Source organism: Streptomyces sp. NPDC005202 (assembly GCF_040608235.1).
Lineage (GTDB): Bacteria > Actinomycetota > Actinomycetes > Streptomycetales > Streptomycetaceae > Streptomyces.
Genome location: NZ_JBEXHW010000003.1, coordinates 31947 through 45113, shown reverse-complemented (window position 1 = coordinate 45113; position 13167 = coordinate 31947). Strand labels below are relative to the sequence as shown.

Genomic DNA, 13167 nt, shown 5'->3' with positions numbered 1-13167 from the left:
GGCTGCCGTTGAACTCGGTGAAACTCACAGGTGCTCCAGGCCAAGCAGGGCCGGGTCCTCACCACCGGCGAGGGGATCACCAACGGCCTCACCTTCCAGGTGGCGGCGCCGAGCGCGCTGAAGGACAAGAAGAAGGCCGCGGCCATCAGGGACTACCTCCAGCGGCTGCGGCGTGCCCAGGACTGGGTTTACGCGCACCCGGAGGAGTGGGCCAAGGTGTGGGCGAAGAACACAGGTCTGCCCTACGAGGTGGCGCTCGCCTCCGTGAAGCGCACCAACGCCTCCCGGGTCCCGGTCGCCGTGGACAAGCCGCTGATCGCCTCCGAGCAGCAGATCGCGGACACCTTCACGAGCCTGAAGCTCATCCCGCGCAAGGTGGACTTCGGCGACTTCGTGGCGACCTCGACGCGGACACCATCGCGGCCGCGCAGGCGGCGCTCGGGCGCAGCGAGTCGGTGGGCCAGCAACGCATGCTGGCCCTGCACGGCGGCTCCCGCGACAAACTGGAGATCCACCCCAACCTGTGGGCGGGCGTCGGTCTGGTCCGCGGCGGCGCGGGCACCGCGCTGGTCGGCAGCCATGCCGAGGTCGCCGACCGGATCGAGGAGTACCACGCCCTCGGCGTGGAGCACTTCGTGCTCTCCGGCTATCCGCACCTGGAGGAGGCGTACTGGTTCGGGGAAGGGGTGATCCCGGAGCTTGCGGCCCGCGGGCTGCTGAACGGTGCGGCCGGTCCGGCCGGTGCGCCGGTCCTCGTCGCGAGCGGGCGCTGAGCGGGCGGGAAGATCCACGCCCGCGGCGCCGTAAGTAGAAGCGTGAACAACACGCGCGAGGTCGAGGTAGTCGTCATAGGCGCTGGTCAGTCCGGACTGTCCAGCGCCTATCACCTGCGGCGCACCGGCTTCGAGCCGGACCGCGACTTCGTGGTGCTCGATCACTCCCCCGGTCCCGGCGGCGCCTGGCAGTTCCGGTGGCCGTCGCTGACGTACGACAAGGTGCACGGCATGCACGCGCTGCCGGGGATGGAGCTGACGGGCGCCGATCCCTCGCGGCCCTCCTCGGATGTCATCGGCGAGTACTTCGCCGCGTACGAGCGCACCTTCGATCTGCGGGTGCGGCGGCCGGTGGATGTACGCGCGGTGCGGGAGGGTTCCGGCGGGCGGCTGCTCGTCGAGACCTCCGACGGCACGTGGTCGACGCGGGCGCTGATCAACGCGACCGGCACCTGGGACCGGCCGTTCTGGCCGCGCTATCGGGGCCAGGAGACCTTCCGCGGGCGGCAGTTGCACACCGCGCAGTACGCAAGACCCGAGGAGTTCGCCGGGCAGCGGGTCGTCGTCGTGGGCGGGGGCGCGTCCGGCACGCAGCACCTGCTGGAGATCGCCCCGTACGCGGCCGCCACCACGTGGGTGACCCGACGGCTGCCGGTCTTCCGCGAGGCGCCGTTCGACGAGAACGCGGGCCGTGCCGCAGTCGCGCTCGTCGAGGAGCGGGTGCGGCAGGGACTGCCGCCCAGGAGTGTCGTCTCGGTCACCGCCCTGATCCTCAACGACGCAATCCGGCAGGGACTGAAGGACGGGATCCTTGACCGGCAGCCGATGTTCGACCGGATCACCCCGGACGGCGTCGAATGGAAGGACGGGCGGCGGGTGGACGCCGACGTCATCCTGTGGGCGACCGGGTTCCGGGCCGCCCTCGACCATCTGGCGCCGCTGAAGCTGCGCGAGCCGGGGGGCGGGATCCGCGTCGAGGGCACCAGCGCAGTCGCCGACGCCCGCATCCATCTGGTCGGTTACGGCCCCTCGGCGAGCACCATCGGCGCCAACCGGGCCGGGCGTGCGGCCGTACGGGACATCAGGCGGCTGCTGGCGGAGGAGCCGGCCGCCGCCGCGTGAGGCCTCGCGTGAGGCCCCCGCGTGACGTCCTCCACACGGCTCACTTCGCCGGCTGCGGGCTGCGGCTTTTTGGGACGGCGTTGAACTCGGCGATGTTGCGCAGGTGCTCGGCGTAGTCGGCCGTGAAGCGCGTGTCGCCCGGCTTGACCGTGACGAAGTAAAGCCAGTTGCCCGGGGGCGGGTTGATCGCGGCGCGCATCGCGTCCTCGCCGGGGCTGTCAATGGGAGTCGGCGGCAGCCCCATGCGCTGGTAGGAGTTGTACGGGCTTTCCACCCGCGTGTCGTTCGCGCTCGTGCGGAGCGTGGAGCGGTTCAGGGCGTAGTTGATGGTGGAGTCCATCTGCAGCGGCATGCCGCGCTCCAGCCGGTTGAAGACGACCCGGGCCACCTTTCCCAAGTCGGCCTTCGAGGCGGCCTCGGCCTGGACGATGCTCGCGATGGTGACCGCCTGGTAGAGGTTCATCGAGTTGCGCTGCGCGCCGGCGGCGATCGGGGCTCCGTTGAACTTCTTGTTCGCGGTGTCGACCATGAAGGACAGCAGCGACTCCGGGGTCGCCTTGTCGTCGACCGGGTACGTCGCCGGGAAGAGGTAGCCCTCCGGGTTGCCCTCGGCCTCGTTCGGCAGCTTCAGGTCGGCCCTCGCGAGCGACTTCTTCGTGGTGCCGGCGGGCAGGGCGAGGGCCTTGTCGACGGCGTCGTAGACCTGGCTCGCGCGCCAGCCCTCGGGGATCACGAGGGTTCTGAGGCGCGTGTCCCCGTCGTCGCCCAGGGTCAGCAGCGGCACCGCCACGGCGATGCCGGCCACGACGGCCCCGGACACGACGAGGGCCAACCGGCCCCGGCGCGTCAGTCGGATCGTGCTCCGTGACGGAGTGTTCGTCTGCATGCGGGCACGGTAACCCGCACAGGGTCACAAACCCGGCATATGGTCAGCTTGTCGGCTCCAGTTGCGCGTCCCGGCGGACCAGGGCCGCATAGCGCCCGTCGAGCCGGAGCAGCTCCTCGTGCGTGCCGCGTTCGGCCACGCGCCCGGAGTCGAGGACCACGATCTGGTCGGCGCTGCGGATGGTGGACAGGCGGTGCGCGATGGTGAGGGTGGTGCGGTTGGCGGACAGGGCGTCGATGGCCTCCTGAACGGCGGCTTCCGTACGGGTGTCCAGGGCGCTGGTCGCCTCGTCGAGGAGGAGGACCGGCGGGTCGCGCAGAATGGTGCGGGCGATGGCCAGGCGCTGCTTCTCGCCGCCGGAGAAGCGGTGGCCGCGCTCGCCGACGATCGTGTCGTAGCCGTCGGGCAGGGCCGCGATGTGGTCGTGTATCTGGGCCGCCTTCGCCGCCGCGTACAGCTCCTCGTCGGTGGCGTCGGGCTTGGCGAAGCGGAGGTTCTCGGCAACCGAGGCGTGGAAGAGGTACGTCTCCTGGGAGACGACACCGACCGCGCGGGCGAGGGTGTCGAAGTCGAGGTCGCGGACGTCGACGCCGTCGAGGGTCACGCGGCCGCCCGTCACGTCGTACAGCCGGGGCACCAGATAGCCGAGCGTGGACTTGCCGGCGCCGGTCGGGCCGACGATCGCGAGGCTGCTGCCCGCCGGGACCGTGATGTCGATGCCGTCGAGGATCGGGCCGCTCTTGTCGTCGTAGTGGAACGTGACGTCCTCGAAGCGGACCTCGCCCTTGACGCGGTCGAGGTGGACCCGCTCCTCGCGCTCGGTGATGTCGATCGGCAGGTCCAGGTACTCGAAGATGCGCTGGAAGAGCGCGAGCGAGGTCTGGATCTGGACGCCGGTCGACAGCAGGCTGACGGTCGGCCGGAACAGGCCCTGCTGGAGCGAGACGAACGCGACGATCGTGCCGATGGAGACCTTCGGGCCGCCGAGCTGGAGAGCGACGCCCGCGGTCCAGTAGATGACGGCCGGCATGGCGGCCATGACGATCGCGATGACGGCCATGCGCCAGCGCCCGGCCATGTTGGACCTCACCTCGAGGTCGACCAGGCTCTCGGACTCCTCGGCGAAGGCCCGGGTCAGCGAGTCGGAGCGGCCCATCGTGCGGCCGAGCAGGATGCCGCTGACGGAGAGCGACTCGGTGACCGTGGCGGCCATCGCGGCCATCTGCTCCTGGCGCTGCGTGGTGATCTTCTTGCGTTCGTTGCCCACGCGGCGGCTGATCCACACGAACACCGGCAGCAACAGCAGCGAGACGACGGTCAGCCGCCAGTCGAGGGCGACCATCGCGACGATCGTGGCGACCACGCTGGTGAGGTTGGAGACCAGGGAGGTGGCGGTGGAGGTGACGGTGGCCTGCATGCCGCCGATGTCGTTGGCGATGCGGGACTGCACCTCGCCCGTGCGCGTGCGCGTGAAGAAGGCGAGCGACATGCGCTGGAGGCGGCCGTAGACGGCGGTGCGCAGGTCGTGCATGACGCGCTGGCCGACGGTCGTGGAGATCAGGGTCTGCAGGACGCCGAAGACGCTGGTGAGAACGGCACTGAGGATCATGCCGAGGGCGAGCAGGCTCAGCAGGCCGGTGCGGCCCTGCGGGATCGCGATGTCTAGGGTCGCCCTGAGCAGGAAAGGCGTGGCGACGGAGACCAGCGAGGCGGCGCCCACCAGCAGGCCGACGATCGTGAGACGACCACGGTAGGGACGGAAGAGCTTCAGGATGCGACGGACCTGCCGCGGCTGTTCCCTGGCATCGGCAGGCGGGGTCCAGGAGGGCTGATGGTCGGGATGCATGGGCTCCTACGGAGAGGGGAGGGCGCCGACCCATGAGCCGGCCACGACGCTGACACATCCTACCTTATTGTTACCCATACTCACAATGAACAAGGTCCTGATATTGTTCCCGCATGACCACCCCCGATCACGACGGCCCGCTCGCCGAGCAGCTGCTGCGGCTCACCCGCCGGGTGCACCGCATCCAGAAGCGGCATCTGGAGCAGCGCGACCTGGGCATCACCCCGGCCCAGTCCCGGCTGCTGCGCACCCTCGCACACTTCAGCGACCCGCCCCGCATGGCGGATCTCGCCGAGTCCCTGGAGGTCGTGCCCCGCGCGGTGACCACGCTCGTGGACGGGCTGGAGGCGAGCGGCAAGGTGCGCCGCGTCCCCGACCCCGCCAATCGCCGGGTGATCCGGATCGAGCTCACCGACGACGGGCGCAAGGCCCTGCGCGAGCTCCGCTCCGCGCGCAGGGCCGCCGCGGAGGAAATCCTCGCCCCTTTGACGGACGGGCAGCGCGAGGTGCTCGGCGAGCTGCTGGACACGCTGGTGGGAGACATGCCCGAGCGGGGACGCCGCTGCTGAGCCGGGCCTTGGCACCCGAACTCCGAGGCGCAGCACAGTGACGGGCCGCGTCCTGCCCAGGAGCAGGAACGAGCGGCCCGTTCGGGCGCCGGGATCGACTGACCTGCGTGGTCGAGGTTGAAGGAGTAGCCGGTGGGCGGCACCAGACCCACGGCGTCGTCGCGGCAGCCGTCCTGGTGCAGCTTCTGCACCAGGAGATGGTGTTGATCCCGTCCGAGACCGCCGTGTCACAGCGGTGTACATCACGCGCCGAGTGACGCATCGCACACAGGCCGGCTCAGCAGCCGCTGCGGTCCTCCGTGAGCACTCCCTGCACGGCGGTCAGCGCACGGTCGTAGCACCCGTCGGAGCCGTACAGCCGGTAGCACTCGCTCGTCGTGCCGACCGCGTGCCGCTGGTCGCGCGGCACGTTCAGCGTGTACGTGGCGTCCCCGGCGCAGGTGTCCTCGAGCCGCGACCAGGCGGTGCGCCCACCGCCCCGCGCCCCGACGACCACCGCGCGGTCGCCCAGGGTGAGGACGGTGCGCAGCCGGTCGTCCGCGCCGATGGTCGTGGTGCCGTTCATCGTGTACGTCCGGTGGGTGTGCGTGGCCTTGGGCGGTCCGACGTGCCCGGCGACGGTGACCGTCTCGTCGTCCGTCCAGGTGGCGTCGAGTCCGTCGGTGGTCTTGCTCCGGTGAGCATGGACATGACTACCCCGCTTCTCATGGTTCGTGCTCTACGGGGAGTTGGCCGCCACCGCAATGAGGACACGGAACCGCAGGGCCTCGATCAGCCATTGCCCCTAGGCCTCCCCTAGGCCTGCAGATTCGCCCTGTCTCCCATCACCACCACAGGGTTCTGCTTCGGGTCGAGCGTGCGCAGCAGGTACTCCATCGCGAACTCAGGGACGCTCACGCAGCCCAACGTGCCGTTGCCGTGGTCCAGATGCAGCCAGATTCCGCCGCCCTTCTCCTCACCCTCGGGCCGGGTCGGGTCGAACGGCGGAGTGCCCCGGAGGCGGTTGTAGTCGATGGCGATGACGTAGTCGAAGTCGCGCCAGTGCGATTCGTCCCAGGAGAAAGGAGAGACGAAGGCTTCCTTGTCCTGCAGGTACGGGAGTCGGGTGCCCGGGTCGTCGAGGATGCCTCCTGCGTCGGAGAGCGTGAACACGCCTACGGGGCTGCGCTCGTCGTCCATGTGATGGTCGGTGGCCCAGCCCTGCCTGCCGTTGTGCGCCGGCCAGCTGCCGGTCCGGTCCCACGTGGCTCCGCGCTTCTCGTACAGCACTAGCGTGGAGTTCGGGGAGTCCTCTTGTTCGCCGTAAACAGCCACAACCTGGCCGGTGTCGACGGGGACCTGCTGCCACAGCCGGTCGCCGACACCCGGAACACGGGACGGCTCCGCGGGGCCCGGCCGGGTGGTTCCCTCTGTGCCGCCGGGTCTGGGCACCGCACCGTGGTCGGCCCCCGTCCGCGGATTGCCGCACGCGGCCAGAGCCGTCAGAAAGAAACCGCAGGTCGCCGCCGCGACCGCCGCACGCCTCGCATCGCCGCTCCGCATGACCTCATCGTGGCATCGCAATCAGGACTATTCCTTCGGAATACGGCCGATTGACCCTATCCCTGACATTTGGGCGCACAGACTGACATGTGGTGCACACGGATCCCTGGCATGAGGTGCACACGGATTCCTGACATGTGGTGCACACGGATCCCTGACATGAGGTGCACACGGATTCCTGACATGAGGTGCACACGGATCCCTGACATGTGGTGCACACGGACTCGGACTTCTGGGCGCCGACGGAACACTGCCGGACGGTCGCCGACCCACGACAGCTCACAGCCGAATACGTCCCCCGCCGCAGAAAACCGGTTGCCTCCGACCACGCTGCGACGCCAAGCTGTCCGGCTTGTTGCCGCCCGTCGCGGTCCCTTCCGCCCTCTGACACGAGCCACTGGGACGTCATGCAGATTCAAGACCTTCCGTATCCCGAACCGGGTGTGCCGGACGCGCGCTCGGGTCCCCGATTCCTGTGGTGGCTGGGGCGGAACCAGCTGGGCGGGCAGGTGAAGGCGCTGGCCTGGGGGCTGCTGCACTTCACCTCGGTCTCCGCCCTGCCGTTCTGTGTCGGCCTCGCCGTCCAGGCGGTCGTCGACCGCTCCGGTGCGCGGCTCGCCACCGCGGGCGGGCTGATGGCACTGTGCTGCGCCGGCAACGCGCTCGGTGACACCTTCCTGCACCGCGCGGCGGTCACCAACTGGATCACCGCCGCCGCCCGCGTCCAGCAGCTGCTCGCCCACAAGGCCGCCCAGCTGGGCCCGGCGCTGACGCGACGGGTCGCCGCCGGCGAGGTCGTGGCCGTCTCCACCGGCGACGTCGAGAAGATCGGCTGGTTCGTGGAGGCCCTGTCCCGGTTCACCGCGGCGGCAGTCACCATCGTGCTGGTCTGCGTCGGCCTGCTGGTCTACCAGCCCGCACTCGGCGTCGTCGTCGCCGTCGGCCTGCCCGTGCTGGCGCTCGCGGTGCTGCCGTTGCTGCCCCCCGCCACCCGGCGCGCCGACGTCCAGCGCGAGAAGGCGGGCCGCGCCACCGAACTGGCCTCGGACACCGTCGCCGGCCTGCGCGTGCTGCGCGGCATCGGCGGCGAGGAACTCTTCCTCGACCGCTACCGCCGCGCCTCCCAGGAGGTCCGGCACGCGGCCGTGCGCAGCGCCCGTATGTGGTCCCTGATCTCCGCGATCCAGGTGCTGCTGCCCGGTCTGCTGCTGATCGTGGTCATGGCACGGCGTTCACCTGGCCCGCGCGGGCCGGATCAGCGTCGGCGAACTGGTCACCGTCTACAGCTCGGTCATGGTCCTCACCTATCCGTTGCGGCACTTCCAGGAGATCGCCATGGCGTACTCCTTCTCCCGGCCGTCGGCCAGACGGGCCGCCCGGGTGCTGTCACTGGAGCGGGCCACCGACACCGCGGGGACGCGCTCGGCCGAGGCGCCGTCCGGGGACCTGTACGACCCGGCGACCGGACTGCTGGCGCCCGCCGGACGTCTGACCGCCGTGGTGTGCGGCGACCCGGACGCGGCGGGCCGGCTGGCCGAACGGTTGGGCGGCCACCCCGCCGAGCGCGGTGCATCGGTGCTGCTGCTCGGCGGCGTACCGCTCGACGAACTGCCGCTCGACTCCGCCCGTACGGCCGTCCTGGTCCAGGACAAGGACCCGGTGCTGCTGTCCGGTTCGCTGCGTGAGCTGCTCGATGTGCCCGCGTCGGGAGACGTGACTGCCGAGGAGGCGCTGGCGGCCGCGCAGTGCGGGGACCGTCCTGGAAAGCGCTCGCACAGGCGTCTGTGGACGCCGAGCACCCGACGGACGTCCGGATCACCGAGCGCGGCCGGTCCCTCTCCGGCGGCCAGCGCCAGCGTCTGACCCTGGCCCGGTCCCTCGTCACCGACCCGGAGGTGCTCGTCCTGGACGAACCGACCTCCGCCGTCGACTCGCACACCGAGGCCCGGATCGCGAAGGGCGTGCGCAGCCTGCGCGCCGGGCGCACCACGGTGGTGTTCACTTCCTCGCCGCTGCTCCTGGACCTCGCCGACCGGGTGGTGCTGGTGCACGAAGGCGAGGTCGCGGCGGTCGGCGTACACCGCGACCTGGTGCACACCGAGCCCCGGTACCGGGCGGTGGTGACGCGGGAGACCGACGAAGAGCGCGCCTTGAACGACGTGCTGCTGGAGGACAGCGGGGCGCCGCGGGGCTCCTCGGAGGACGAGGAGGCCGCGGTGGAAGTGGAAAGGGGCGGACCGGGCGGCGTCGAAGCAGCCCCGCGGGGTCCGCTGGGCGACGACGAGGCAGCCCTACGGGGGGCACTGGACGACGACAAGGCAACCCCGCGAGGCGCACTGGACGACGACGAGGCAGCCCTACGGGGCGCACTGGAAGGGATGGAGGAGACCGCATGATCGGCGTGGCGCCACCGGCGTACGACCCGGCGGCCCCAACGACGGCGAACACCCTGCCCGTCGGCGCCCCCGCGACCGTACGCGCCTACGTGGCCGAGCTGTTCCGCCGGCACCGCCGTGCCTTCCTGCTCCTCATCATCGTCAACACGGTCGCCGTGCTGGCCTCGATGGCGGGCCCGTGGCTGCTGGGCGCCCTGGTCGAGCGGGTGTCGGACGGCGCGCGGGAGCTCCATCTGGGGCTGACGGCGGGGCTCTTCGTGCTCGCGCTGCTGGTCCAGGCCGTGTTCGTACGACAGGTGCGGCTGCGCGGCGCGATGCTCGGCGAGCAGATGCTGGCCGACCTGCGCGAGGACTTCCTCGTACGGTCGGTCGGCCTGCCGCCGGGCGTGCTGGAGCGGGCCGGCACCGGCGACCTGCTGTCCCGCATCACCACGGACATCGACCGGCTCGCCAACGCGATGCGCGAGGCCGTGCCGCAGCTGGCGATCGGCGTGGTGTGGGCAGCGCTGCTGCTCGGCGGCCTCGTCGTCACCGCGCCTCCGCTTGCCGCCGCCGTGCTGCTCGCCCTGCCGCTGCTGGTCGTCGGCTGCCGCTGGTACTTCTGGCGGGCACCCTCCGCCTACCGCTCGGAGGCCGCCGGATACGCCGCCGTGGCCGCGGCCCTCGCCGAGACGGTCGACGCCGGACGCACCGTGTAGGCACACCGCCTCGGCGATCGCCGCGTCGCGCTGTCGGAACGCCGGATCAAGGAGTGGACGGCGTGGGAGCGCTACACGCTCTGGCTGCGCTCGGTGCTCTTCCCAGTCATCAACGTCACCCACGTGACCGTGCTCGGCTCCGTGCTGATGGTCGGCGGCATGTTCGTCCTGCAGGGATGGGTCGGGGTCGGCCAGCTGACGACGGGCGCGCTCATCGCGCAGATTCTCGTCGACCCGGTGGGGCTGATCCTGCGCTGGTACGACGAGCTGCAGGTGGCCCAGGTGTCTCTGGCCCGGCTGGTCGGCGTCCGGGACATCGAGCCGGACGCCGGGGACGCCTCGCTGGCGCCGGACGGACGGGACGTGCGCGCCGACCGGGTGCACTTCGGCTACCGCGAAAGCGTGGACGTGCTGCGCAACGTGTCCCTGGAGGTCGCGCCGGGCACCCGGCTGGCTCTGGTGGGCCCCTCCGGCGCGGGCAAGTCCACGCTGGGCCGGCTGCTCGCCGGGATCTACGCCCCCCGGGACGGCCGGATCACCCTCGGCGGTGCCGAACTGTCCCGGCTGCCCGCCGAACGCGTCCGCTCCCACGTCGCCCTCGTCAACCAGGAGCACCACGTCTTCGTGGGCTCCCTGCGCGACAACCTCCTGCTTGCCCGCACCGACGCGGCCGACGCCGAACTGTGGGCGGCGCTGGGTGCGGTCGACGCCGAGGGCTGGGCACGTGCGCTCGAGGACGGCCTGGACACCGAGGTCGGCTCGGGCGGCCTCGCGCTCACGCCGGCGCAGGCCCAGCAGATCGCGCTGGCCCGCCTGGTGCTGGCCGACCCGCACACGCTGGTCCTGGACGAGGCGACCTCGCTCCTCGACCCACGCGCGGCCCGTCACCTCGAGCGGTCCCTGGCCCGCGTCCTTGACGGCCGCACCGTCGTCGCCATCGCCCACCGGCTCCACACCGCTCACGACGCGGACGTCATCGCCGTCGTCGAGAACGGCCGCGTCAGCGAACTGGGCAGCCACGACGAGCTGGTCACGGCGAACGGCGCCTATGCGGCCCTGTGGCGATCGTGGCACGGGTGAGCGGGGCAGATCCGGGCCGCAAAGGGGCCGTGCTGCCGAGCTGAGCCATGGCAGGGCCGCCCCGGTGAGGCCTGGGGCGCGGCCGGGGCAGCCCGGCCGGGACAGGCCGAGGACACCCACCGCGCCGCGCCCTCGGCACTCCCCGGCACAGGCGGCCGAGGCGGCTCGACGACACGGGTCGGCCCCACGCTCGCGGCGCCGTCCGGGGCGGTCCGTCGCGGCAGGGTCACCCAGCCGACCTTCGCCGCGGCGCAGACCACGACATCTCCTCCCCGGCGGTCCCGGCCGCCGTCCCCGCCCTGTGAGTGCAGTCGTCCGCGGCTGCGGTGACCAGGGCCGGAGCGGGCCGACGGCGGGGCGGTGCACGGATCGGTGACCGGCACCGTGTCGTGCCGTTGCGCAGTGCCGAACAGGGGTGGAAGGCTGGATATCGGCACCGGCTCGGGGAGCGCCCGGGAACCCTCCGGTTCGCGCCGGGTGAGGCCTGTGCCCCGCGCATCGGCGGTCGGCCGCCGGCCGCGGTGAGAACGGGCCCGTCCCCACCACCTGGAGGTACCCGTGGACAGCGCCGACGGATGGGGAGACGACGTCTATCAGCCCGACGCATCCGAGATCCAGGACGACGCGGGACTGCTCGACGCGGAGGACACGCTGGAGAACGACGGTGTCGGCGATCCCCTGGACCGCGGCTGGTCCCCTCCGGAGCGGCCGTGGGCGGTGGAGCACTCCGGTGTGACCGCAGCGGAGCGCCGGCAGGGGGAGAGCCTGGACCAGCGCCTCGCCGAAGAGCTGCCTGATCTCGTCGGCCCCGACGGCGACGGCATCGGCGACTGCCAGGGCACCGACGGGGAACCCCTGGACGACGAGGTCGGCGCCGCCCGCTCCGGCCGTCTTGTCGCGCCGGACGAGGGCGCACACGAGGACGAGGAGAGCGCGCTGATCGCCACGGACGTGGGCATCGACGGCGCGGCCGCCTCCGCCGAGGAGGCCGCGATGCACGTCGTCGACGACGACACCCAGTACAGGTGATGACGCCGCCGTCCACGCGCCGTCGCCCTCTCCCCCGCCTCGCCCGCGGCACAAGGAGTACGCATGCAACAGGACAAGCACCCCGACTACCACCCCGTCGTCTTCCGCGACCGCGCCGCCGGATACGCCTTCCTGACCCGGTCCACCGCGACAAGCGACCAGACCATCGAGTGGGACGACGGCGAGACGTACCCGGTGGTGGACGTGGAGATCTCCTCGGAAAGCCACCCGTTCTACACCGGCAAGGCCCGCACGGTCGACTCCGAAGGCCGCATCGCCCAGTTCGAACGGCGATACGGCGGCGGCGCGGGGCAGGGCTCCGGCGGGGACGGCATGGCCTGAGCCGGCACCTGCGGAGGGGCGGAGCGTCGAGCCGGGGTGAGCGTGGGTGTGCCTGGTGCTCAGATGAAATTGAGCGCGGCCGCGCAGCCCACTCCGCCGAGCAGCATGAACGCCGGCATCAGCACCTTGAGCTCGACCCAGCTGCCCGCCCGGAACCGCATGGCCTTCGGCGGACCCACCGGGTACCAGCGCTTGCGGCCCACCGGTATCGGCCACAGAATCGGGCACCCGGAGACGGTCAGCGCGTCCCCGATGTCGTGCACCAGGGCGCCCAGCACGATCGGCAGCCCCAGCCACAGGTACTCCTGGCCCGGTGCCGTGAACAGCCAGTCCGAGCCATTGCCCGGTTTGTCCAGGATTCCGGCCAGGATCCACGCGCTGGTCGCGGCCAGCAGCCACACCAGGATGTCGCTGCTGGACCCGCGGGCCGCCCGCCACAGCAGGCCCTCGATGGCCAGCACCATGTGCACGAACAGGATCGCCAGCACCGCCCAGCGCCCTCCGGCGATCGCCGCGACGGAGGTGCCCGCACCGATCAGCACCGCCCACAGCCAGGTGTGCGTGAGCGTCCGGTGCCCGCCGGAGCGGCGCGGGTCGCCCTGCTTCCTGGTCGCCTTGTAGACGGCGTACGAGAGCTTGTCGACGATCTCGCAGAGCCCGCGCGAGAGCGGCCCGAAGGCGCGCGAGATGGTGGCGGCCTTGTGGTCGAGGTCCGGGGCGAGCGCGGCGCCCGCGCAGATCAGCGCGCCGCACAACAGGACCGGCCAGGGCATCGGATGCCCCGCCGCGGCGGCCGCCGCTCCGACGCCGAGCCAGGCCGCGGCGCCCGACAGTGAGTGTGCTGGTCCCATCATGGCCGTTCCCCGCCCCATTCCTCGTGTGCC

General features: G+C 71.6%; 8 protein-coding genes and 5 pseudogenes. 8 read left to right on the top strand and 5 right to left on the bottom strand.

Annotated features, from left to right (window positions below; genetic code table 11):
• Nucleotides 1-24: 24 nt before the first annotated feature.
• From ABZV31_RS06850 to ABZV31_RS06840, 3 genes and pseudogenes are all read left to right on the top strand, one after another.
• A pseudogene (locus ABZV31_RS06850) lies at nucleotides 25-396 on the top strand (ABC transporter substrate-binding protein); the annotation flags it as partial.
• A gap of 2 nt (nucleotides 397-398) precedes the next feature.
• Nucleotides 399-773, top strand: a pseudogene (locus ABZV31_RS06845) (LLM class flavin-dependent oxidoreductase); the annotation flags it as partial.
• Nucleotides 774-815: 42 nt separating this feature from the next.
• Nucleotides 816-1895, top strand: a complete 1080-nt coding sequence (locus ABZV31_RS06840) for an NAD(P)-binding domain-containing protein (protein ID WP_355889162.1) — start codon at nucleotides 816-818, stop codon at nucleotides 1893-1895.
• Nucleotides 1896-1935: 40 nt separating this feature from the next.
• On the opposite strand, the gene mltG is transcribed toward ABZV31_RS06840, so the two are convergent.
• Together mltG and ABZV31_RS06830 are read right to left on the bottom strand one after the other, a co-directional pair.
• On the bottom strand, nucleotides 1936-2781 hold the full coding sequence (mltG, locus tag ABZV31_RS06835; protein ID WP_355889159.1) for an endolytic transglycosylase MltG: 846 nt from the start codon (nucleotides 2779-2781) through the stop codon (nucleotides 1936-1938).
• 43 nt (nucleotides 2782-2824) lie between these two features.
• Nucleotides 2825-4627, bottom strand: coding sequence for an ABC transporter ATP-binding protein (locus ABZV31_RS06830; RefSeq protein ID WP_355889156.1), 1803 nt, complete (start codon nucleotides 4625-4627; stop codon nucleotides 2825-2827).
• Between the two features lie 113 nt (nucleotides 4628-4740).
• Between ABZV31_RS06830 and ABZV31_RS06825 the strand changes: the two genes are divergently transcribed.
• Nucleotides 4741-5196, top strand: a complete 456-nt coding sequence (locus tag ABZV31_RS06825; RefSeq protein ID WP_355889153.1) for a MarR family transcriptional regulator — start codon at nucleotides 4741-4743, stop codon at nucleotides 5194-5196.
• Nucleotides 5197-5473: 277 nt separating this feature from the next.
• Here ABZV31_RS06825 and ABZV31_RS06820 read toward each other — a convergent pair.
• Nucleotides 5474-5857 (bottom strand): annotated as a pseudogene (locus ABZV31_RS06820) (peptide-N4-asparagine amidase); the annotation flags it as partial.
• A 134-nt stretch (nucleotides 5858-5991) separates the two neighbouring features.
• Complete coding sequence (locus ABZV31_RS06815; protein WP_355889149.1) at nucleotides 5992-6738, bottom strand: L,D-transpeptidase family protein; 747 nt, start codon at nucleotides 6736-6738, stop codon at nucleotides 5992-5994.
• Nucleotides 6739-7145: 407 nt separating this feature from the next.
• On the opposite strand from ABZV31_RS06815, the pseudogene ABZV31_RS06810 reads away from it, so the two are divergent.
• The 4 genes and pseudogenes from ABZV31_RS06810 to ABZV31_RS06795 all read left to right on the top strand — a co-directional run bounded on the left by ABZV31_RS06810 (nucleotide 7146) and on the right by ABZV31_RS06795 (nucleotide 12283).
• Nucleotides 7146-9134 (top strand): annotated as a pseudogene (locus ABZV31_RS06810) (ABC transporter ATP-binding protein).
• A pseudogene (locus ABZV31_RS06805) lies at nucleotides 9131-10912 on the top strand (ABC transporter ATP-binding protein). The pseudogenes ABZV31_RS06810 and ABZV31_RS06805 overlap by 4 nt, the downstream one beginning before the upstream one ends.
• Before the next feature lie 558 nt (nucleotides 10913-11470).
• Nucleotides 11471-11941 carry a DUF5709 domain-containing protein gene (locus ABZV31_RS06800; RefSeq protein ID WP_355889146.1) on the top strand — a complete coding sequence of 157 codons (471 nt, stop codon included), beginning with the start codon at nucleotides 11471-11473 and terminating at the stop codon, nucleotides 11939-11941.
• A gap of 63 nt (nucleotides 11942-12004) precedes the next feature.
• Complete coding sequence (locus ABZV31_RS06795; protein ID WP_355889143.1) at nucleotides 12005-12283, top strand: type B 50S ribosomal protein L31; 279 nt, start codon at nucleotides 12005-12007, stop codon at nucleotides 12281-12283.
• A gap of 59 nt (nucleotides 12284-12342) precedes the next feature.
• On the opposite strand, the gene ABZV31_RS06790 is transcribed toward ABZV31_RS06795, so the two are convergent.
• On the bottom strand, nucleotides 12343-13137 hold the full coding sequence (locus ABZV31_RS06790; RefSeq protein WP_355889140.1) for a metal-dependent hydrolase: 795 nt from the start codon (nucleotides 13135-13137) through the stop codon (nucleotides 12343-12345).
• Nucleotides 13138-13167: the final 30 nt, after the last annotated feature.